General features: G+C 69.4%; 19 protein-coding genes, 1 pseudogene and 1 riboswitch. Of the genes and pseudogenes, 12 read left to right on the top strand and 8 right to left on the bottom strand.

The genetic code is table 11. From position 1 onward, the window contains the following. Positions 1 to 34: 34 nt before the first annotated feature. Positions 35 to 907, bottom strand: coding sequence for an SDR family oxidoreductase (locus L1066_RS08255; protein WP_235735893.1), 873 nt, complete (start codon positions 905 to 907; stop codon positions 35 to 37). Between the two features lie 130 nt (positions 908 to 1,037). Here L1066_RS08255 and L1066_RS08260 point away from each other — a divergent pair, with 130 nt between their 5' ends. From L1066_RS08260 to L1066_RS08275, 4 genes are all read left to right on the top strand, one after another. Continuing rightward, positions 1,038 to 1,598, top strand: a complete 561-nt coding sequence (locus tag L1066_RS08260) for a type 1 glutamine amidotransferase domain-containing protein (protein ID WP_235735894.1) — start codon at positions 1,038 to 1,040, stop codon at positions 1,596 to 1,598. Between the two features lie 30 nt (positions 1,599 to 1,628). Beyond that, positions 1,629 to 1,880 carry a metallothionein gene (locus L1066_RS08265; RefSeq protein ID WP_235735895.1) on the top strand — a complete coding sequence of 84 codons (252 nt, stop codon included), beginning with the start codon at positions 1,629 to 1,631 and terminating at the stop codon, positions 1,878 to 1,880. 2 nt (positions 1,881 to 1,882) lie between these two features. Then, positions 1,883 to 2,434: a hemerythrin domain-containing protein gene (locus tag L1066_RS08270; RefSeq protein ID WP_235735896.1), complete on the top strand. Its 552-nt coding sequence runs from the start codon at positions 1,883 to 1,885 to the stop codon at positions 2,432 to 2,434. Positions 2,435 to 2,822: 388 nt separating this feature from the next. Beyond that, entirely contained in the window at positions 2,823 to 5,399 is a 2,577-nt protein-coding gene (locus L1066_RS08275; RefSeq protein WP_235735897.1) for a helix-turn-helix transcriptional regulator, read from the top strand. On the opposite strand, the gene L1066_RS08280 is transcribed toward L1066_RS08275, so the two are convergent. From L1066_RS08280 to L1066_RS08290, 3 genes are read right to left on the bottom strand one after another with little or no spacing between them, the layout of a single operon-like run. Next, a complete protein-coding gene (locus L1066_RS08280) occupies positions 5,338 to 5,694 on the bottom strand; it encodes an MFS transporter (protein WP_235735898.1) in 357 nt (118 codons plus the stop codon). The two genes, L1066_RS08275 and L1066_RS08280, sit on opposite strands and share 62 nt — an antisense overlap. After that, complete coding sequence (locus L1066_RS08285; protein ID WP_235735899.1) at positions 5,694 to 6,113, bottom strand: MFS transporter; 420 nt, start codon at positions 6,111 to 6,113, stop codon at positions 5,694 to 5,696. The genes L1066_RS08280 and L1066_RS08285 overlap by 1 nt, the downstream gene beginning before the upstream one ends. Positions 6,114 to 6,142: 29 nt before the next feature. Next, positions 6,143 to 6,826 (bottom strand): MFS transporter, encoded by a 684-nt coding sequence (locus tag L1066_RS08290; RefSeq protein WP_235735900.1) that lies wholly within the window; start codon positions 6,824 to 6,826, stop codon positions 6,143 to 6,145. A 1,326-nt stretch (positions 6,827 to 8,152) separates the two neighbouring features. Between L1066_RS08290 and L1066_RS08295 the strand changes: the two genes are divergently transcribed. After that, positions 8,153 to 10,438, top strand: a complete 2,286-nt coding sequence (locus tag L1066_RS08295; RefSeq protein WP_235735901.1) for a hypothetical protein — start codon at positions 8,153 to 8,155, stop codon at positions 10,436 to 10,438. A gap of 283 nt (positions 10,439 to 10,721) precedes the next feature. Continuing rightward, on the top strand, positions 10,722 to 11,159 hold the full coding sequence (locus L1066_RS08300) for an SRPBCC family protein (RefSeq protein ID WP_235735902.1): 438 nt from the start codon (positions 10,722 to 10,724) through the stop codon (positions 11,157 to 11,159). A gap of 30 nt (positions 11,160 to 11,189) precedes the next feature. Here the strand turns inward: L1066_RS08300 and L1066_RS08305 are convergent, their stop codons facing one another. Both L1066_RS08305 and L1066_RS08310 read right to left on the bottom strand, forming a co-directional pair. Further along, positions 11,190 to 11,786, bottom strand: coding sequence for a DUF1707 SHOCT-like domain-containing protein (locus tag L1066_RS08305; RefSeq protein WP_235735903.1), 597 nt, complete (start codon positions 11,784 to 11,786; stop codon positions 11,190 to 11,192). Positions 11,787 to 11,892: 106 nt separating this feature from the next. Beyond that, the gene (locus L1066_RS08310; protein WP_235735904.1) at positions 11,893 to 14,733 is read right to left on the bottom strand and encodes an AfsR/SARP family transcriptional regulator; all 2,841 of its coding nucleotides are present in this window, start codon (positions 14,731 to 14,733) and stop codon (positions 11,893 to 11,895) included. A 132-nt stretch (positions 14,734 to 14,865) separates the two neighbouring features. Between L1066_RS08310 and L1066_RS08315 the strand changes: the two genes are divergently transcribed. The 5 genes and pseudogenes from L1066_RS08315 to L1066_RS08335 all read left to right on the top strand — a co-directional run bounded on the left by L1066_RS08315 (position 14,866) and on the right by L1066_RS08335 (position 18,695). After that, positions 14,866 to 15,495, top strand: a complete 630-nt coding sequence (locus L1066_RS08315) for a LysE family translocator (RefSeq protein ID WP_235735905.1) — start codon at positions 14,866 to 14,868, stop codon at positions 15,493 to 15,495. 26 nt (positions 15,496 to 15,521) lie between these two features. Next, a riboswitch (TPP riboswitch) is annotated at positions 15,522 to 15,614 on the top strand. After that, positions 15,615 to 16,273 (top strand): annotated as a pseudogene (gene thiE, locus L1066_RS08320) (thiamine phosphate synthase). Continuing rightward, on the top strand, positions 16,258 to 17,127 hold the full coding sequence (gene thiD, locus L1066_RS08325; RefSeq protein WP_235735907.1) for a bifunctional hydroxymethylpyrimidine kinase/phosphomethylpyrimidine kinase: 870 nt from the start codon (positions 16,258 to 16,260) through the stop codon (positions 17,125 to 17,127). Before thiE ends, thiD begins: the two are co-directional and overlap by 16 nt. A 204-nt stretch (positions 17,128 to 17,331) precedes the next feature. Continuing rightward, on the top strand, positions 17,332 to 18,189 hold the full coding sequence (locus L1066_RS08330; RefSeq protein ID WP_235735908.1) for an LLM class F420-dependent oxidoreductase: 858 nt from the start codon (positions 17,332 to 17,334) through the stop codon (positions 18,187 to 18,189). Then, positions 18,186 to 18,695 (top strand): nuclear transport factor 2 family protein, encoded by a 510-nt coding sequence (locus tag L1066_RS08335; protein WP_235735909.1) that lies wholly within the window; start codon positions 18,186 to 18,188, stop codon positions 18,693 to 18,695. The genes L1066_RS08330 and L1066_RS08335 overlap by 4 nt, the downstream gene beginning before the upstream one ends. A 10-nt stretch (positions 18,696 to 18,705) precedes the next feature. Here L1066_RS08335 and L1066_RS08340 read toward each other — a convergent pair whose 3' ends face one another. Then, positions 18,706 to 19,575, bottom strand: coding sequence for an LLM class flavin-dependent oxidoreductase (locus L1066_RS08340; RefSeq protein WP_235735910.1), 870 nt, complete (start codon positions 19,573 to 19,575; stop codon positions 18,706 to 18,708). Positions 19,576 to 19,907: 332 nt separating this feature from the next. On the opposite strand from L1066_RS08340, the gene L1066_RS08345 reads away from it, so the two are divergent. Next, positions 19,908 to 21,101: an IS30 family transposase gene (locus L1066_RS08345; protein WP_249224046.1), complete on the top strand. Its 1,194-nt coding sequence runs from the start codon at positions 19,908 to 19,910 to the stop codon at positions 21,099 to 21,101. 63 nt (positions 21,102 to 21,164) lie between these two features. Here the strand turns inward: L1066_RS08345 and L1066_RS08350 are convergent, their stop codons facing one another. Next, entirely contained in the window at positions 21,165 to 21,368 is a 204-nt protein-coding gene (locus L1066_RS08350) for a cold-shock protein (protein WP_235735911.1), read from the bottom strand. Between the last annotated feature and the right edge of the window lie 381 nt (positions 21,369 to 21,749).

Raw genomic sequence — 21,749 nt, forward strand, 5'->3', positions numbered from 1 at the left:
CCAGCGCGGGGCACGTTCGCGGCGGGGTGGTGCATCAGAAGACCGGTTTGCCGCCCGTCACGCCGAGCACGGTGCCGGAGACGTACGACGCGTCGGCAGGTGAGGCGAGGAAGACGAAGGCGGGTGCCACCTCGCCGGGCTGGCCGGCCCGACCCAGCGGGGTGTCCTCCCCGAAGTGCTCGACCTTCTCGGGCTCCTGGGTGGCCGGCTGCAATGGCGTCCAGATCGGGCCAGGCGCCACGGCGTTCACCCGGATCCCGTCAGGTCCCAGCTGGGTGGCCAGATTGACGGTGAAGTTGTTGATGGCCGCCTTGGTCGCCGCATAGTCCAGCAGCGACGTCGAGGGCTCAAAGGCCTGGATCGAGGCGTTGTTGATGATGCATCCGGGCCGCCGACGCAGGTGCTTGATGGCGGCCCGGGTCAACCACAGCAGCGCGTAGAGGTTGGTCTTGAAGGTGCGGTCGATCCGGTCGTCGGAATAGTCCTCGAGCGACGGGTCGCGCGCCATCTGGAAGCCAGCATTGTTGACCAACACGTCGAGCCCGCCGAGTTCCTCGACAGTACCGGCGACGGCGTCGTCGCAGGCTTCGCGATCGCGCAGGTCACCGGGGAGGGCAAGAACCCGCCGCCCGGCCGACTTCACCAACTCCGCCGTGACGGCCGCGTCATCCCCTTCCTCCGGCAGATGCGCGAAAGCCACGTCGGCTCCTTCACGGGCGAAGGCCAGGCACACGGCACGTCCGATCCCCGAGTCTCCACCCGTCACCAGGGCAACCTGACCGGCAAGACGACCGTGACCGACGTACGACTTCTCCCCGTGATCGGGGGTGGGCTGCATCGCGGAGGTGTGGCCCGGCGGGCGTTGCTGCTGTGCCGGGAAGGCCGGCTCGGTGTCGGAGGTGCTCATGGTGGTCCTCTCCCTGTCGACGACGGACACCGGGCCGGTACCCGCCCGACGCCGGCGCACCCCGCCCGGGTGAAGCAGGACCCGAGGGGTACCGCAGCGAGACAGCATTCGTCGAACCCTAGGAGGACCCATGTCGAACGACACCGTCCGGATCGCCTTCCTGGTCGCCCCCGAGGGCACCGAGCGCGTGGAGCTCGTGGAACCCTGGGACGCGGTCGAGGACGCCGGCTTGGAGCCCGTGCTGCTCAGCACCGCCGCCGGAGAGGTACAGACCTTCGACCATCTCGACCGGGCCGAGAAGCGACCGGTCGACCGTGTGGTGGGCGACGCCGACCCCGGCGACTATGCCGCGCTGGTCCTGCCCGGGGGCGTCGCCAATCCTGACGCGCTGCGCCTCGACGCCGATGCCGTCGCATTCGTGCGCGACTTCATGGAGTCCGCACGACCGGTGGCGGCTATCTGTCATGCCCCGTGGACCCTCATCGAGGCGGATGTCGTCGATGGCCGACGACTCACCTCCTGGCCCAGCCTCGCCACCGACCTGCGCAACGCCGGTGCCGAGTGGGTCGATGAGCGCATGGTCACCGACGGCAACCTGATCACCAGCCGCAAGCCCGACGATCTGCCCGCCTTCATCGCCGGCCTACTCGAGGCCGTCCAGCACGGCGTCGACTCGGCTCGCTCGGCCTGACCCCCGCCGACCTACGAGGAGAGGAACGACATGCCCACCTGCGACACCTGCGGCAACGACTACGACGCGGCCTTCCACGTCACCACCCACGACGGCTCGAGCTTCACCTTCGACAGCATCGAGTGCGCCGCCCACCGCATCGCCCCACGGTGTGCCCACTGCGAGTGCACCGTGCTCGGCCATGGCATCCAGGTCGGCGCCGAGGTCTTCTGCTGTGCCAATTGCGCTCGGCACGTCGGCGCCGACGAGGCCCGCGACCGGGTCGTCAACGGCGGTGCGTGACCATGACCCAAGACGTCGTCGACCTGATCCTGAACGATCACCGCGAGTTGGAACGCCAGTTCCACAGGCTGCTCACCGAGCCGACCAGCCGGCCCACCTTGGTGCCGATGATGACGGCCCTGCTCACCGCACACAGCAGAGCAGAGGAAGCCGAGGTCTATCCAGCTGCCCGCGATGCCGGCGCCCGTGAGGACGTCGAACACAGCCAGAAGGAGCACCTCGAGGCCGACCGCATTGCGCGCAAACTCGCCGCAACCGATCCCGGCTCCGACGAATTCGCGTCGGTGCTGAAGGAGCTGGTGGAGGCCGTCCGGCACCACATCGAGGAGGAGGAAGAGACTGTCCTGGTCGACATGCGCAAGCTCCTCGATGAGCGACGTCGTGCGCAGTTGGCCCAGGCCTTCCTCGATGCCCGCTCCGCGCACCTGGGTGAACAGCCGGGCGATGCCACCAAGGCCGACCTCGAGCAGCAGGCGGCCAATGTCGACATCCCGGTCGGTGACCGGACCAAGGATCAGCTGGCCCGCAGGCTGGACGCTGAAGCCGAGCTCTGACGCTGGCCCGTCGTCATCGTGCGCTCGGAGGTCGGCCGAAGCACCGTAGATGTGGTCTCGCAACGCGACGCCCGGTCGACAACCCTGGCGACCTGACCTCGAACCCGCTGGGCGTCACCCGATGTCAGCGCGATCATCGGCGAGCGTCTTGCGGAGAAGACCCACCTGACCGGCGATGTACGACGCACGCTCGCCGCAATGAGCCACGCGGAGGCATCGCCGCACTCCTGCGCGGGACTTGACGGTGGCGGAGCCGACCGCATCTGAGTCTTGTCCGGGACGGATGGGGGCTGAGGTGGCAGAGTGGCGCCGTGACGGAATCGGGGAATGCGCACGGCCACGGCTTCCCTCCCTGCCCAGCGCAGACCGGGACGAGGCGGGCACGGCGATGACGACCAGCAACCTTCCACCCCTCCTCCCCCGTCCCCGCCTGCTGGAGCGCCTCGACCGCCCGTGGAGCCGGCTGACGGTCCTTGCGGCACCGAGTGGCTACGGCAAGACGAGCCTGGTGCGCTCGTGGGTGGAGACGATCACGACGAAGGCCGTCACCTGGGTCACGCTCGAGGACGACATGGACTCGAGCACTGCGTTCTGGCAAGCGGTGTTGACGAGCGCCGGACGCCTCGGCGTCGTCCGCACCGCTTCACTGGACGCGCTCACGGAGGAGGTGCGCACCAGCCAGGACCCCGTCCCACTCCTGGCCACGGGACTCACGGCGGATGGCCCGACGGTCCTGGTGCTGGACGGCTATGAACGACTGCGCGACGCCACCGCCCGGGTCGACGTCGACCTCGCCCGGCTGGTCGACCTCGCGCCCCAACTGTCGGTGGTGGTGACCACCCGGACCGCGGGCGGACTGGCAAGTCCCGGGCGTAGCCTGCGCGACGAGGTCACCTTGCTCACCGAACACGATCTCGCCTTCACCGAGGCCGAGACACATGACCTGCTCACGGCGTTCACCACGCCCGAGATCGCCGCGTCAGCGGCGGTCGTCCAGCGCACCACCCACGGCTACCCCCTGGGGCTGCGCGCGATGATGCTGTCGCTGGGACGCCACCCCGCGGGAGCACCACTCGAGAATCTCGAGTGGCACGCACTCGTGGCCGAGGACCTGCGTGCTCAGCTCGCGGGGCCTGCCCATGACTTCGTCCTCGCCACCTGCATCCCGCCGTACTTCGATGCGGAGCTGGCCGCCGAGTTGGCCGGTGGCGGCACCGAGGTGAAGGCGATCCTGACCGATCTGGAGTGGAACGGCTTCGGCCGCTGGATCCCGTTCGCTCCGGGACGACAGGTCTTCCAGTACGTCGACGCCCTCCGCGAGGCGATGCTGGCCGAGGCGAGCCAGCTGCCAGCACGCAAGCAGGTGCGAGCGGCCGAGCTGAGTGCGTGGTGGCTGCACCGCCACGGGCGTCGCGAGACGGCCCTGGCGATCGCAGTTCGAGCACGTCTCTACGGTGTCGCGGCACGCATCTATGCGGTGCTCGCGGCCAGCGACCCCGCCGCCATCTCCTCGCCCCGGTACGACCGTCACCTCGCGACGGTGCCCAGCCTGGCCCTGACCCAGTTCCCAGCCCTGGCCTTCGGACGTGGCCTGGCCTGCCATCGCGATCCCTCGCTCCGTGGCGCGGCTGCGGAGTACTTCAAGATCCCGGCTGCCTGGGACGGCCCGCGATTCGACGACCTGTCGCCCGGCGAGGTGCTGCTCGGCCACGTGTCGAAAGTGGTGAGTCTTCGCCTGCTCGGGCGCTTCGACGACTCGGGAAGGGCCGCACGCCAGGGCCTCGACTTCTTCAACTCGATTCCGCACCTCGATGTGGAGTCGCTGGCCGACCTGCGGCCGATGGCGTTGCGCCACCTTGCCTACTCCCAGCACCAGTCCGGCGACATCGACGGCGCTCGAGGCACCATCATGCGGGCAGTCGCGATGACGCCCGCCCCCGAGTCCCGCAACCAGACGGCCGTCTACGCCGTGGGGCTCAACGCCTTCGACGGTCGGCTCGCCGAAGCACGATCCGCGGCGACACTCGTCGACGACCGAGCCTGGCGGCCCGGACAGGAGAACAGCTATGCCAATGCCCTGGGCCGGATCGGGCGCGCGGTGCTCCAGCTCGACGACTTCCACCTCGACGGTGCCGCGGCGACGTACGACGACTGCCCGGCGTTCCGCGACACTGCCGAGTTCTGGCCGCTGATCACCTGGACCCTCATGCACGCACGCCTCGGCCTGGGACAGTCCGCGGCGGAGGCCCTCAGGGTGGAGGCGGCCCTGCACCGCGCGCCTTCGCCCCCGGGCATGGCCGACAGTCTGGGCGCGACGGCAGTGCGTGGCACGCTGGCGGTGCTCTGGCTGGCCGCGGGCAACCGGACGAAGGCAGCACCGCTGCTCCGGATCCGCACCAGGCACGGCGGGCAGCTCGCCCCGGCCGCCCTGCTCAGCCGCCTCCTGGCCGGGGAGTCCGGACGGGCACTGGATGCTCTTCCCGGGCTCGAGGGCCGGCGCGGACACACCCCTCGTTCGTTGGCAGCGGTGCTGTGCCTCGGGGCGGCCGCCGCGCTGCGGGCCGGCAACGAACCTGCCGCCATCGCCCTCGTGGAACGCGTCTTGGCACACGTCGGACCGGACGGCGCCCGCATGCATCTGATGTATCTGCCCGCCGAGGATCTCGCTGCACTCCGACACCTTGCAGCGGCTCGAGGTCACGACGAAGCCATGGCCTACCTGTCGGGGTCGGTGCCCAGCTGCTTCTCCGGCGACGCTGCCACCGCAGCCCTGACGGCACAGGAGCGCGCGGTGATCGTCGCCATGGCCCGGCACCGAGGCCGGGCGGCCGTCGCAGCGTCGCTGCACGTCTCGGAGAACACCGTGAAGACGCACCTCCAGAGGATCTATCGCAAGTGGGGCGTCAACTCCCGTGATGCCGTGATCCAACGGGCAATCGAGTTGGATCTCCTGACTCCGAGCTGACGAGCTGCCGGGAGGTCTTCGTCGTACCCAGGAGCACCGCTGCCGCCGCGAGACCGGAGAGAGCGCAGATCGTCCACACCGCGTGGTACCCACCCAGTGATCCGCCTTCGAGCCGCAGCGTGCCGGTGCTGGCCAGGCAGAGGGCGAAGATCGAGGACGCGATTCCACCGCCGATCGCCTTCATGGCGTTGGTGAGCCCGGTGGCGGATCCGACCCTGCCCGAGGGTGCAGCGGCTGCCGCAGCCGCCGGGAGCCCAGCGACCAGGCCCTCGGTGCCCAGGCCGATCACCGCCATCAGCAGCCAGGTTTCCCCTCGCTGTCGTGCAACGGCAACCAACCGGCGTACCCGCAGGCGTAGACGACGCAACCTGCTGCCATGGCTCCGCGGGAACCAAGCAGCCGACTCGTCAGGGGCAGCGTCAGGGCGCCGAGAGCCAGGCACGCCACGTAGACGGCGAGCCGCAGGGAACCCTCGGCTGCGGAGATGCCGAAGCCGAAGCCATTCACCTCGGGATCACTGCGGAAGTAGGTCGTCAGCGGCACCTGCGCGCCGAGCAGCGACATGCCCACGAGGAGTGCCGTCACCTGGATGCTCCACTGCGCTGGATGGGCAAGCAGGTGTACGTCGACCATCGGGTCTCGATGACGTGCCTCGAAGTGCCACCACGGCACGAGCAGCGCGACGCCCGAGACCACCAGCACCCATGCAGGCATGGAGGCCACACCTTGCAACCGCAGCATGATCATGCCCCCATCGCAACGCCGACGGCCAGAACGAGCAACGACAGGCCTCCCCAGTCGAAGCGACCGCGCGTGGGCGCCGCGGTGCCGCCCAACCACCACACCGCGGGCAGGCAGCAGGTGACTGCGAGGGCGGGCACCATCAGCATCACCGTGAGTGGGACCCGCTCGACCAGTTGTCCGGCGAGGACCGCAGCGAGGATGATCGAGATCTCCAAGGTCGCCACCAGCAGCGCGGCGACGCGGCGCGTCACCCGGCCCTGGTCAGGCGCTCCGGCCGTCCGACGATGGATGATCGCGACCTCCACCGGCAGCCACACGACATAGACGCCCTGGAGCGTCCACGCCACCAGCAGCACCGGGAACGACGGCGCGAGAGCGATCCCCCAGGTCGCCGCGGCGGTGATCGCCGTGGCGATCATGAGGATCCGCCGATGGCCGATGAGGTCTCCCGCGCGGGCCAGGGCCGGCACGGCGAGGGCCGAGAAGATCAACTGCGCTGCCTCGAGCCAGTTCAGGTCCGCGTACGCGATCGCAAGGTCGTCGGCGAGGTCGACCATGATCGGGCCGTAGTAGCCCTGGATCGCGCCGCTGGCGACCTCGATGGCCACGAGGATCGCGATGGTGCGACGGAGACTGTGCGACAGGGAGCGAGGTCCGGGCCGGACCGGGCGGGTCGTCGTCATCGGTGGCACCTTCACGAGAGCAGGGTGTGGAGCACGGAGGCACCAGCCCGGAACGAGGGCTCCTCATCATGGCGCACCGGCGCGGAGGGCCCGGGTTTGCCCGGCGGGTGACATGTCGGGCGACAAACCGGCCCGTTCCTTGCCACGCCGCCGGGTAGACCGGTTGCGTGGAGACGCCGACAGCCTGCCCCTCGCTGCGGCGTACCGAACGGAGCCTCCTCATGCGTTCACGTCGCATCGCTGTCCGAGCACGTCGGACCGCGGTCAAGGCCACCCTGGCCGCGTTGACCACTGCCGTCCTCCTCGCGTCCACGTCTCCTGCCGCCGTTGCCGACACCGTGGAGGCACCCGTGGCGGCGGCTGAGCCGAGCCCGGAACCACCTGCCTCGGAGGCGCCGGAGCCAACCCCCGAGACCGATCAGCCGGCCGAGGAGCCGACGGGTGACAGCGTTTCGAGCCCGACCTGCCGGCACCGTCGCCGGACGCGGAGCCGGAGCCGGCCGCCGAGGCGACAGACCCCGACACGCCCAAGAAGGCGGGGTCGGCGTCGGAGCCGGGCCCCAGCGCGCAGGCCGCCCGGGCGAGCGATGACGCTCAGCCGCGCGGACGGGCACCGCAGGGCATCAAGGCTGCAGCGGCAAGCGTGGCGGCCGGGGACCTGCCCATTCCTGGAGCCTGGTCCGGAGGGCCGTCAAGCCGTCCGCCGTACGGCAGCGTCCGGGTTGCCAGCGGCTCCGAGGGAGCGATCCCGGCTCCGCCCTCGGGAGGCAACTGGTTCCACTTCGAGGCGACCCCGGCCGGCGCGGACCAGTTCAAGGGACTGGTGAACATCAGCACCAGCGTCGACCTCGTTGCCGGGGCGCAATATCGCATCACCTGGGACGAATTCACCACCGGTGCGCCCGACGGTGCCAACACACTCACCTTCGCCAACGGCTCCGGCAGGATGACCGCGGAACCCGTTGGTTCGTGGACCCGTCGGTCCGGTCTCGCGGTGCAGTCGAGCTCGACGGCATCGCTGACGTTCCACTGGGACGGCGAGGCTTCCGGCACTGTTCCGGAGGCGGGTCTGGCCAACATAAGCATCGTCCGCGCCAGTCCGACGATCACGGGCCCGGCCACCGTCGAGGTCACGGCTGGTCGCGAGCAGACCGTGCAACTCCCGGTGGCTGATTCCAACGGCTGCCGCGTCGCGCCAGGCACCGCGAGCTGGGCGAGCGCCTCGCTCTCAGTGGACGGCACGACCTGCGCCCTTCGACTCGCCCCAGTGCTCCGCGACACCGGAGACTCGGCCGTCACCGTCCAGGCCCAGCAGTTCGGGGGCAGGTGGGCGCAGAACACAACATCCTCGTGCACGTCGTCCCACCGCCCGTCCACCACATCGTCATCACCCCGGCCAACAGCACGATCGTTGCCGGCGACACGCAGGCCTACACCGCGCAGTCGTACGACGAGGACGACCAGCTCCTCGGCGACGTCACTGCGACGACGACCTTCACCGGCAGCGGTCAGGTCACCTGCACGGAGAACGTCTGTGGCAGCGACACCGCTGGCGACGAGACGATCACCGCAACGCGTGGCGCCCTGACGGCAGCCGCCCAACTGACCATCGTTGCCGGTGATGCCCGGCGCCTCCAGGTGACACCGGGGAGTGCGACAGTCGTCGCGGGCGAGACCAGGTCCTTCACGGCCCGCACGTATGACCTCCACGACAACCTGGTTGCCGACGTCACCGACAGCACCACCTTCACCGCCGACGGGGCGGCCTCCTGCAGCGACAACAGGTGTGGCTCGAACTCCGTGGGGTCCTACACCGTGACCGGCACCCACGCCGGAATGGACGACACCGCAGTCCTCACGGTCAGTGCCGCCGCTGTCCACACGCTGCTGATCGCGCCGGAGCTGATGACCGTTCAGGCAGGCGGATCCCAGGAGTACGCGGCCCACGTCTACGACCGGTTCGACAACTACGTCAGCGAGGTCACCGGAGCGACGCAGTTCACCGGCACCGGCGCAACCACCTGTTCCGCCAACGTCTGCAGTTCGGAGACCGCTGGGAACGTCACGATCACCGGGACCTGGAGCGGCCTCGAGGCAACCGCCCAACTGACGGTCGTGCCCGCGGCACCCGCGCGCATCGCACTCACCCCCGGCACCACGACCGTGCCTGCGGGCGACGTGCAGACCTACTCCGTCGAGGCCTTCGACGCCTACGACAACCTCATCGAGGAGGTATCGCCCTCGTCGGCCCTGGCCGGCTCGGGTGCCGCCACCTGTGACGCCGACCGGTGTGGCTCGACGACTGCCGGCGACTACACCATCACCGCGACGTGGAACGGCCTCACCGACACCGCCACCCTGACCGTCACTGCTGCGGAGGCGCACCGCCTCGACATCACCCCCGATACGTCCACCATCACCGCCGGCGACAGCCTGACCTACACCGCGCGCACGTTCGACCGTTTCGACAATCTGGTCGCCGACGTCACCACCGACACCGTCTTCACGCCGAGCACCGATGACGTCACCTGCACCGCCGCCACCTGCGGATCCGAGAAGGCCGGCACCTACAGCATCACCGGAACCCTCCACGACCTCGACCTCGCGGACGTCGCCGAACTCACCGTCACTGCGGCCTCCCTGCACCATCTCCGGGTCACGCCGGAGACCGCGACCGTCACCGCCGGCGAGACGCACGACTTCACCGCCCACAGCTACGACCAGTACGACAACCTGATCGCGAACGTCACCAACGACACCGTCTTCACGCCGGACACCGATGACGTCACCTGCACCGCCGCCACCTGCGGATCCGAGAAGGCCGGCAACTACACGATCACGGGTACCCACCTCGACGTCACGGACAGCGCGTCGTTGACAGTCACCGCCGCCGAGCCGCAACGGCTGGAGATCACCCCCGAGAACGTGAGCATCGCCGCCGGCGAGACGCACGACTTCACCGCTGACGCCTACGACCAGTACGACAACCACGTCGCCGACGTCACGAACGACACCACCTTCACCCCCGACAGCGACGACGTCACCTGCACCGCCGCCACCTGCGGATCCGAGAAGGCCGGCAACTACACCATCAGCGCCGTCTACGACGAGGACCTCGGGGCCTCGATCCTCGCCCGGCTCGTCGCCCCCAGGGCAGTGGCCGCCACCGCGAGCCTGCAGGTGGTCGCCGGCCCCCTGGACCACCTGGACCTCACACCTCCACGCGCCAGCATCAGCACCGACCAACGCCAGACCTACCAGCTGGACGGCTACGACTCCTATGGAAACACCCACGGAGATCTCACCGATGCAGCAGCGTTCACCATCGACGGTCGGGGCACGTGCGACGGTGCAGCCTGCGGCTCCGCAGTGGCTGGCCGGTACGACGTGGTGGCCACGATCGATGACCTGTCGGCAACCGCGGAGCTCGAGGTGACCAGTGACGACGCCGGCACGCCGGTGGGCCCGCCCGCCACGGATCCTCCGTCGGTCACCGCCCTGCCCGCCACCGGCACGGACATGCAGTGGTGGCAGTTCCCTGCCGGTCTCCTGTTCGCAGGAGCGGGGCTGGCGATGCTCTGGCTCAACAGGCGCCAGCGCTTCGCGCAGTGAGGGACGTCGAGCCCACCACCCGTTGGTCTCGACCGGCGGGGGTGGTCTCGACAGGCTCGACCAACGGGGTGGGCTCGACCAACGGGGGTGGTCTCGACAGGCTCGACCAACGGGGTGGGCTCGACCAACGGTGGGAACCAGACGCCGGCTGACGACGTACGTTGCCCAAACCAGGCGTGAGCAGACCCCAGTGGACGGGCAGCGGGCGCCGTCGCGAGGCTCCTGTGTCAGCATCGTCCTTGCCGACCGATCGCAGCACCCACACCCGAGCCGAAGGACCACCATGGGCAACGTCACCGCCACCGCCGAGCACACGACCTCCGCCGCGCCCGAGCAGGTGCTCGCAGCGCTCGCTGACTACAGCGACGTGCGCCCGGCGATCCTGCCCGGCAACTACAGCGACTACACGGTGCAGGAGGGCGGCACCGGTGCCGGCACCGTGGTCAGCTGGAAGTTGCAGGCCACCAAGTCACGGGTGCGCGATGTCCTTGTTGACGTCACCACCACCGACGACTCGGTGACCGAGACCGATCGCAACTCGACCATGGTCACGACCTTCCGGGTCGCGCCCGAAGGCAGCGGCAGCAAGGTCGTCGCCACCACCACCTGGCAGGGCGCCAGCGGCATCGGTGGCTTCTTCGAACGCACCTTTGCTCCGCTCGGGCTGCGCCGGATCCATGGCGAGCTCCTGGAGAAGCTCTCCGCCCGCCTCGGCGGCTGATCCCACTGTCGAGCGCCGGCGCGGTGGCCCCTAGGTGCCGCGTCGGCGGAGCAACCACTGCACGAACGTCCGCCGCGGGCCGCGCACCACGACCCGGCCGTGCGTCTTCTGCCCGACCAGTTCCACCCGAAGTGCCGTCGGCACCTCGCGTCCGGTTGGGTCCGGCCGGACCTTGATCCGGCTGTGCACGAGTCGCAGGCCGTCCGAGTCGACCACGACACCGGGACCGGTGACGAGGGTCAACGTCTTGCCCACCATGCGCACGTCGACCAGCACGGTGTCTGCGCTGATCACCGCCTCCGAGAAGTCGAGGGTCACGTCGCACCACTCCACCGCGAGCTCCAGTCGTCGCGGCACGACCCAGCGACCGACCCGCTGGACCGCGGCACTGTGCACCCGTTCGATCCGCACCACTTCCTTGGGCGCTGCTCCTGCGGACGAGACAGCCGCCATCGCGAGGTCGGCGGTGAGCACGACCAGCTCCTGTCGGGTCCGCGCCGAGAGCGCGGCCTCCAGTCGCTCGTCCAACTCATCGGCCGCGAGCTGACCCTCCGCCGCAGCCACCTGGAGCACCTCGACGACACGGTCCCGGTCGGCGTGGGAGGCGCGAAGCTCCTCGGGCGACATGCCTCGTCCCTCCTCCGACCCGACGGCGCCCGCGTCTGCCTGCGCGACGCGGCTGGGAGCCAATCTATCGCCACCGTGCTCCCGCCGGCCGCGGCGTTCTGCCGGATCACCTCGTCGAGGTGGCCCAGGAGTCCCGGTCGCTGCGCGGCATCGGCACTACCGGCGCATGTCGCAGATCGTCCAGCATCGCCACGAACTCTTCACGCTCGAACTGGAGCCACGAGGGTGCGCCCGCGATCACCCGCAGGGCACTCTCCCAGGTCTCCCGAGCGTCTTGGCTCCAACCCGCGTCCCGTTGCACCGAACCGAGCGTCTTCAACATCTGCACCTCACCCTTCAGATCGCCGAGGGACCGATAGATGTCCAGGGCCTCGACCAGGGCCGCGCATGCTTCGGAGTAGGCGCCACGGAACGCCAGGACCATCGCGAGCGTGTCCAGGCAGTTGGTCTCGCCGACCACGTTCCCGAGACGCCGGTGCGCGGCGATCGCCTCTTCGGCACGGGCCACGCCCTCGTCCAGCCTGCCCTCGAGGCCGTAGGCCCAGGCCAGATTGTTCAGGATCGACTCGTCCCGCTCACCAGCTCCGTGCGTGGCCCTCCGGTCGAGTGCTGCTTCGAGGAGCGGGATGCCTTCCTTCAAGCGCCCACTGGCAACCAGATTCATGCCCTCGTTGCCGAGGGCGGTGATCTCGCCCTCAGCGTCACCTGCCTGCGCCATGTGCTCGCGAGCCCGGCGGTAGTAGCCGCCGGCCTCGACGTAGTCACCGGAACGGTTCAGGTTGTTGCCGAGCAGGCCTTCCGCCAGTCCGATCGCCCGGAGGTCGCCCTCCGCCTCGGCAGCGCGCAGCTGGGTGTGGCACAACGCGAGCTGTTCGAGGCGGGCCTGGATCAGGGTGAGCCGCACCGACAGGCTGGGGGCCAGTTCGATGATCAGTCGGTGGTCACCTGCCTCGACCGCGTCGGCGATCAGCACCGAGACGCTGCGGTGATGCGCGGAGAGCGAGTCGTAGCCGGCTCGGGGGTTGGCGAACTCCTGCGGCACCACGCCGGGCGCGGGCGGGCGCAACTCGATGTTGATCCGGGCTGGCTGGAGCGCGTTGCGGGCGTTGCGAGCCGAGTGCACGTACCAGCTCTTCAGGCGTACGTCGGCCGCGCGCCTCTCCGCGGCATGCCTGGGCTCGTCGAGACGGTCCCGGGCGTAGAACCGGGTCAGATCGTGGATCCGGTGCCAGCCCGGCCAGCCCACGTTGAGCAGGCTGTTGTCGGTGAGCCGGTCGAGGAGGATTGCTGCCTCCCGCTCGTCCACCTCCGCCAACGCCGCCGCCCCGGCAACGCTGATGAACCCCGCCCGCTCCAGGCCGAGCAGGCGGAACATCCGCGCCGTGGCCTCGTCGAGCTGCTTGTAGGACCAGTCGTGCACGGCGCGCACGCTGACCCCATCACCCGCGCTGAGCACATCGAGTCTCGCCTGCTCGTCGCGCAGCTGTTCGTTGAGCTGGGTCAGCGCGTGCGCCTGGTCGCGTCCGGCCCGTTCGGCAGCCACGGCCAGGGCGAGTGGCAGGTGCCCGCAGAGCGCGGCCAGCTCAGTGAGTTCGGCAGTGCCGGCCGGCCGGCCGAGCCTGCTCTCCAGGAGCGCCACGGCCTCGGCGTCGCTCATCGGCTCCAGTGGCAACCGCGGCACACCCTCACGGGCCGCAAGTCCGCGCAGCTGACTCCGGCTGGTGATCACGACGGTGGCGGCAGTGCCGGGCAGCAGGGACCGGACCTGCTCGCTGTCGCGGGCGTCGTCGAGCACGAGGAGCACCCGTCGCTCAGCGGTCACGGTGCGGAGCAACGCGGCGCGGTCACCCGCTCCGTCGGGGATGCGCCGACCGGCCACCCCCAACCCCCGGAGCACCACGGCCAGTGCTTCTCCGGCCGACAGCGGTGGTCCGGCACCGTGGGCGCCGAGGTCGACGAAGAGCTGTCCGCCGGGGAAACGGTGCTCGTTGTGCCGAGCCCAGTGGAGGACGAGAGAGGTCTTGCCGACGCCCCCGGCTCCGATCACGGCAGCGATTCCGGGGCCGTGATCGCCCGTGTCCGCGACGCCACCCGCAGCTCGCGTCAGCAGCCTGTCCAGCATCGCGGACTCCGTGGTCCGGCCGACGAACCGGGACAACTGCATCGGGAGCTGGTGGGGAGTCGGTCCGGCCGCGCCGGAGTCGTCGTACTCGTCTGGGCGCGACGGCTCCCGCAACAGCATCCGGTGCACCTGCTGCAGTGCCGGAGCCGGATCGGTGCCGAGCTCTTCGCTCAGCAGCTGCTGCAACGCCGCGTACCTCTCGAGCGCCTCGGCCCGACGACCTGAACTGTGGAGGGCGCGGAGATGGAGCAGCCAGAGCGATTCGCGCAGCGGATGCTCATCGACCAGCCCGCGGAGCTCGCCCAACCAGCGGGCCTGCCGGCCGGTGGCGAGATCCAGACTCACCAGCCGTTCGAGTGCCTGCAACCGGTGCTCGACGAGACGCGGCAGCTCGTACTGGTCGATCCGGTCCGAGAGCGGCTCAGCGAACGGCGCCTCCACCCACAGCTCCAGGGCGTCCCGCAGCCGCTGACGCTCGTCGGTGACGTCCTCGCCCGCCACTGGTTCGAGGGCGTCGAGGAAAGTGAGCACGTCCACCGCGGTTCGTGGCACCTCCAGTGTGTAGCCAGTGGGTCCCGTGGTCAGGAGATCGCGCCCGATGACAGCGCGCAGCCGGGCGACGCAGGTGTGCAGGCTGCCGCTGGGGCGTTGCGGTGGCAGCTCACCCCAGATACCTCGACCGAGCGCCTCTGCCGTGACCGCACGGCCGGGACGCAGCGCGAGCAGCACCAGAAGCGCACGCACCCGGCGCCCGGGCAGCGGCAGCTCCACGCCGTCGCGGCTGACCCGGACCTTGCCGAGCAGCCGGATCTCGAGTTGGCTCATCTCACCCCCGAGCGGGTTCGGTGGGGCACTCCACGCCGTTCGACGCTAGTCGCGATCGGGTCCCACGGCTACTGACTTCGCCCGGCAGGGAAGTGAAAGGGGTCCGAAAGGCACCCTCCCTAGGTTCGGTCGATGCCGAGCACGACCACCTTCGCACTGTTCCTCGTGGTGACGATGACGATGCTGCTGATCCCTGGCCCGTCCGTCGTGTACGTCGTGGCACGCAGCATCGAACGCGGGCGAATGGCCGGCCTCTCCTCCATGCTCGGGCTCGAGGCCGGGATGCTCGTCCACGTGCTCGCCTCCGCGGCGGGAGTGTCTGCGTTGATCGCATCGTCCGAGGTCGCCTTCACCGTGCTCCGCTGGTGCGGCGCGGGCTACCTCGTCCTCCTCGGGATACGTCAGTTCCGCCAGTGCAACCTCGCGGCCACGGACCTCGCCGAGCATCCAAGCCCACCGGCCAGCCATGGACGACTCTTCCGAGACGGCTTCCTCGTCGACGTGCTGAACCCGAAGACGTCACTGTTCTTCGTCGCCTTCCTGCCCCAGTTCGTCGACCCCGCCCGCGGCCCCGCCCCGGTGCAGCTGCTGGTGCTCGGGCTGTGCGTGGTCCCGCTCGCCGCGCTGACAGACGGCAGCTATGCGCTCCTGGCGGGCGGGCTGCGAAGGCGATTCGACGGCTCGGCACGGGCCAAGGGGCGCGTGAACCTGGTGACCGGGGCGCTCTACTGCGGGCTTGCCGGCTTCGCCGTGATGGTCTGAGCCGAGGTTCGCTACGCTGACCGCAACCACCTGACACGGGGTGCCCCACCGGGGCTGAGATCACACCCGTCGAACCTGATCTAGCTAGCACTAGCGAAGGGATGTCGCGCATGACGCGCATGCTCGTCGAACCATTTCACCTGTCGCTCTACCTGGTCACCGACGCCGCGCAGGCGGCGGCTGCCGGCCGCGGTCTCGTGGAGACCGTCATCGCGGCGGTGAACGGCGGGATGACCACCGTGCAGGTCCGGGAGAAGGACGCCGGTGCCCGCGACGTGTTGCACCTGGTCGAGGCTCTCTCCACCCAGCTCCCTGCCCAGGTGCCGCTGCTGGTGAACGACCGGGTCGACCTCTACCTTGCTGCCCGCGCCCGGGGACTGCGGGTGTCCGGGATCCACGTCGGCCAGCGCGACCTGCCGGTCGACGAGGTCCGCTCCTCGTTGGTCCCGAGGCGATGCTCGGACTGTCGGCGAGGACTCCGGCCCAGCTGGCGGCCGCGGAGCAGAGCACCGCCGGGGTGGACTACGTGGGGATCGGCGCGGTACACGAGACCACCTCGAAGGCAGATGCGCCGCCACCGCTCGGGGTCGCCGGAGTGGTCGAGCTCGCCCGCTCGTGCGCGTTGCCGACTGTGGCCATCGGCGGGATCGGTCCCGCCGACCTACCCGCGTTGCGAACCGGCGGATTGACTGGGGCCGCAGTGGTCTCCTGGATCTGCGCCGCGTCGGATCCGAGGAGAGCCGCGGCGGAACTCGCCCGGGCATGGGCCACGCCATGAGGACGGTGCAGCAGCACGAGTCGGCTCCAGCGACCACGACTCGTCCGGTACCCCGGGTGCTCAGCATCGCCGGCACCGATCCGACCGGCGGTGCCGGGATCCAGGCCGACCTGAAGAGCATCGCGGCCAACGGCGGCTATGGCATGGCGGTGGTCACCGCGTTGGTCGCACAGAACACCGTCGGCGTCCGGAGCATCCACACTCCACCTGCCGAGTTCCTGATGGAACAGCTGGTCGCCGTCAGTGATGACGTCACCATCGACGCAACCAAGATCGGGATGCTCTTCGACGCCGAAGTGATCGCCACCGTCTCCGACTGGCTCGCCGAGAACCGCCCACCGGTCGTCGTGCTCGACCCGGTGATGGTGGCCACGAGCGGGGACCTGTTGCTGACGACAGCAGCCGCGGCCGCGCTCCGCACCTTCGTACGACGGGCCGATCTGGTCACGCCCAACATCCCCGAACTGGGGGCGCTGGTCGACGAGCGCCCGGCGCGTGGCTGGCCCGAGGCGCTGCGTCAGGCGAGGCGCCTGGCTGCGGAGTGCGACGTACGCGTGCTGGTCAAGGGTGGCCACCTGGCGGGAGGCCCGGTGCTCGACGCCCTCGTCTCCGGGGCCGGCAGCACGGTGGAGTTCTCCGCTCCGCGGATCGCCACCACCAACACGCACGGCACCGGGTGCTCGCTGTCGTCGGCGATCGCCACACTTCGGGCACGCCTGGGTGCGTGGGAGCCCGCAGTCGAGCAGGCGAAGGACTGGCTCACCGAGAGCCTCGAGCACGCCGACGCCCTGGAGGTGGGGCGGGGCAACGGCCCCGTCTCGCACTTCGCGGGTCTCTGGCTCCGGGGCGGATGAGTGCCGCAGATGTGTCGGATCGTCAGCCAGCCATCGACCGGGATGATCGCACCGTTGACGTAGCGGCACCCGCACGTCGGCCACGGCGACCTCCGCGGACGCAGCGCGTGTCCCGAAGAACAGGAGTCCGCATCCGGGACGGCATGGCATTTGCGACGCTCGGCCGCGAGGCACCCCCGCCTCCGACGACGAACAGGATGCAGCGTGCGGATCGGCATCACCAGTCCCATCGTGACGGCGAACCCGGGAGCCCACAGCCCTTGGGAGGACCAGGCAGGCATCGAGGAGCTGATCACGATCGCCGAGGCCGCGGACCGTCTCGGGTTCCACCACCTCAGCTGCAGCGAGCACGTGGCGGTGCCGACCGAGGTCGCTCAGGATCGGGGCGCGACGTACTGGGATCCGTTGGCAACCCTGGGCTGCCTGGCCGGTCGCACCACCCAGATCCGGCTGATGACGCAGGTGCTGGTGCTCGGCTACCACCACCCTCTTGAGATCGCCAAGCGCTACGGCACCCTCGACCGCGTCTCCGGCGGTCGCCTCATCCTCGGCGTCGGGGTCGGCTCGCTGGAGCAGGAGTTCGACCTGCTGGGTGCGACCTTCGAGGGCCGGGGCGAGATCGCCGACGATGCCCTGCGCGCCCTGCGCGCCAGCTTCGGACGGCGAACACCCAGCTACACCGGCACCCACTTCTCCTTCGACGATCTCGTGGTCGAGCCGCACGGCGTGCAGAGCCAGGTGCCGCTGTGGATCGGAGGACGTACCCCGCGGTCACTGCGTCGCGCCCTCACTCTCGGCACGGGCTGGGTGCCGTTCGGCCTCTCGCTGGACCGGCTCCGTGAGCTGCTGGCAGCGGCCGACGCCCCTGCCGGCTTCGAGGTCGCCCTCAGCCCCGGCGCTCCACTCGATCCGATCGGCGACCCGGACGACACCCGGACGCGGCTCAGCCGGGTGCGGGACGCCGGTGCCACCGTGATCGCCGCGACCATCCATGCCGAGGGCGTCGACCACTACTGCGAACAACTCGACGCACTCGCCCAGTTGAAGGAGCAGATCGCGTGACCGAGGACCGTCTGACCGCACTCGAGCAGCGTCTGCGCGAGCTGGAGGACAAGCAGGAGATCGTCGACCTCCTGGCGAGCTACGGCCCGCTGGTCGACAGTGGCTCGGCCGACGAGGTGGCTGCGCTGTGGAGCGAGGACGGCGTCTATGACGTCGACGAGATCTGCATGAACGGGCGCGACGAGATCCGGGCGATGGTCCGTTCCGACCGGCACCAAGGTTGGATCAAGGGAGGGTGCGCGCACTTCCTCGGGCCCGCCCGGGTGCACGTGCGGGGCGACTCCGCCGTCGGCGTCTGCCACTCGCTGATGATCGTCAACCGCGGCGGCGACTTCGAGACGGACCCCGAGTTCGTCGTGCGGAGGGCCACGGCGCATCACTTCGAGCTGGAGCGCTCGGCGCAGGGTTGGGTGGTCACCCGCCGTACGAGCCGGGTGCTCGACGGTCGCGCCGAGGCGCCGGAGCTGCTGCGCAGCGGTGCACTGGGCTCCGCCGCGCCCAACTGACGCACGTCCCTCATCCGAGGGCGGTGCGGACCGCGGGAACCACCTCGTTGGCGAAGAGCTCCGTCTGGCGCAAGTGGTCCTCGTCGGGCCAGTAGGCGAATGCGTTCATTCCGGCGTCCTCGATGATCTCCAGGATCTGCTCCACCCACGCCTCGGCCGGGCCACGGAAGGGCACGGCCGAGTCGCCTCCGATGACACCGTTGAGGTTGTAGACCTTGCGGATCGCAGCCGGGTCGCGCCCCGCCTCGGCTGCTGCATCATCGATGCGCCGACTCGAGGCGCCGAGCTGCTCCGGAGGCAGGAACGACAGCGACGGGATCCAGCCGTCCGCCTTCCGGCCCGTCAGGGCCAGCGACCTCCTGCCGAGCGCACCCAGCCAGATCCCCAGACCCGGGCTCGGCTGCGGCCCGGGATGGATGCCGGCCAAGGCATGGTGGATGCCCGTCGTACGCACGGTCCGTTCGCCACTCCACATCGCCCGGATGACGTCGATCGCCTCCTCCAACGCCTGCACCGCCTCACCCGGCGTACGACGCGGGCCGCCCATCGCTTCGATCGCATCCCAGAACGCTCCCGCGCCTAGCCCCAGCTGGACCCGACCGCCGGTGAGCAGGTCGAGGCTCGCTGCCGACTTCGCCAGCACCGCCGGAGGCCGGAGCGGCAGGTTGGCGACGGTGGGGACCAGCGTGATCCGCTCGGTCTTCGCGGCCAGGAAGGTCAGCAGCGTCCACGTGTCGTGGAAGCGGCGCTGGTAGGGGTGGTCCTGGATCGTGGCGAAGTCCAGGCCCAGCTGCTCCGCAGCCGCCAGGCTCCGCAGCGGAGCGTCCAGCGGCTGCGCGACCGGATCGATGTTGGCGCCGAACAGGACGGGCAGGGCCATGGTGACTCGTTCATGATCGGGTGTGTGCACCGAGCATGCCTGATCACCGCCTTGCGCGCCCATCACGCACGAAGGGCCCCGACCGCAGCCTTGGGTTCTAGCGATCCCCGCAACACCTTGAGTTTCAAGGGGTTGCGGGGATCGTGGTTTCTGAGGAGTTGAAGGCGCTGTTCTTCGAGGCTCTTGATCGTGAGGGCGGCAGCGTTACGGCCGCTGCCCGTGCGGTCGGAGCGAATCGGAACACTGCCTATGGATGGGCCCGCAGGGCGGGCGTTCGTGGTCGTGGCAAGCCCGGTACCGGCCCGCACCCAGGGCGTGGGGAGTACGACCGGTTGCGTGCGGCAGGAGTTCGACGCCTTGTGGCTGCCGCCCGAGTCGGGGTCAACCCCCGCACTGCACAGGACTGGGACAAGGGAATTCGGAAGATCAACGGCTCGCGCCTGCACCCCGATGGTCGGTGGGTGAACTACAAGACAGGGGTGAGCACCCATGTCGAGGGACAGCAAGCGCCGACAGTCTCGGCGTTGGAAGCCCAGTTACATCCGCGGTACCTCACGCTCGTCGAGCGAGAGAAGATCGCCGACCTGCGCCGGGGCAATGCCTCGCTGCGTGAGATCGGAAGGCAGCTTGGTCGGTCGGCATCGACCATCAAGCGCGAACTGGACAACCGCTCACGCGACGGCGTCTACCGCCCCTACGCCGCGCACCGGGCGTGGTCTGCTTCGCGGAGCCGTCCCAAGGCCAGCAAGTTGGCCGCGGAAGGTCCGCTGCGCCGCTATGTAGCAGCCAAACTGCAGGATCAGTGGTCGCCCGAACAGATCTGTCACGCTCTGGTCGAGAAGTTCCCCACCGACGAGAGCATGCGGGTGAGCACAGAGACGATCTACCAGGCGATCTATGTCCAGGCCCGCGGTGGCTTGCGGCGTGAAGTTGCCCAGGCATTACGGACCGGACGGACCCGCCGCAAGCCGCACCGGCAACCCGACCAACGCACCCAGCGGTTCAGTGACCCGATGATCATGATCAGCGAGCGCCCGGCCGCGGTCGCCGACCGTGCCGTGCCAGGGCATTGGGAAGGTGACCTCATCGTCGGCACCAACTCGCAGTCCGCGATCGTGACCCTGGTCGAACGCTCGACCCGCTACGTGATGCTTGGTCACCTGCCCGGTGGCCATACGGCCGAGGAGGTTCGTGACGTTCTGATCCCGCTGATCGCGAGTCTGCCGGAACATCTTCGGGGCTCGCTGACTTGGGACCAGGGCTGCGAAATGGCCGCACACAAGCAGTTCACGATCGCGACCGGCGTACCGGTCTACTTCTGCGACCCGCACTCGCCGTGGCAACGCGGATCGAACGAGAACACCAACGGATTGCTGCGCCAGTACTTCCCCAAGAGCACCGACCTAGCGGTCCACGGCCCCGAAGACCTCGAGCTAGTCGCGCAAAAGCTCAACCGCCGGCCACGCAAAACGCTCGGCTGGAAAACTCCAGCCGAGCGTCTGCGTGATCTACTGACAGCCGTCTAAACCATCAGGTGTTGCGAGGACCGTTAGAAACCGCCAGCGCGGTCGGGGCCCTTCGTTGTCACGTCAGGAGACGCGGACGTTCTCGGCCTGGGGACCCTTGGGGCCCTGGGCGAGGTCGAACTCGACCTTCTGGTTCTCGTCGAGCGACTTGAAGCCGTTGGTCTGGATGGCGGAGAAGTGGACGAACACGTCCTCGCCGCCGTCCTCCTGCGCGATGAAGCCGAAGCCCTTGTCAGCGTTGAACCACTTGACGGTGCCCTGAGCCATGATCTTTTCCCTTGTTCGGTGCCGAGGACACTGTGCCCTCAAGCTGCTGAAGACATCCGTCCGTACTGATGTCAAGCGAACCGAAACCAGGAGTACGAGATACGGGCCGCACCACGTGCGCGGCCAGGACGGCTCGGAAGCCATCCCTTCAACATGACCCACCATAGGCCATCGGGAGCACTTTCGGGGTTTCGGCGCGACATCTTTCGCTGCGACCGTGCTCCATCACTTGTGGAATGCCGTCTCCTGACGTACTTCGCCTGCCGCCAGACTCCGACCGGAGCCAGGTTCTTCGCGGTGTGCACGGTTTCGGCGCACCGAGTTGGTTGAGGTCTACGGACCCAAACGTTTCAAGTAGTTCCGACCAGGCCGCCTTGCTGG

It is taken from the genome of Nocardioides alcanivorans (genome assembly GCF_021555175.1).
Classification (GTDB): Bacteria; Actinomycetota; Actinomycetes; order Propionibacteriales; family Nocardioidaceae; genus Nocardioides; species Nocardioides alcanivorans.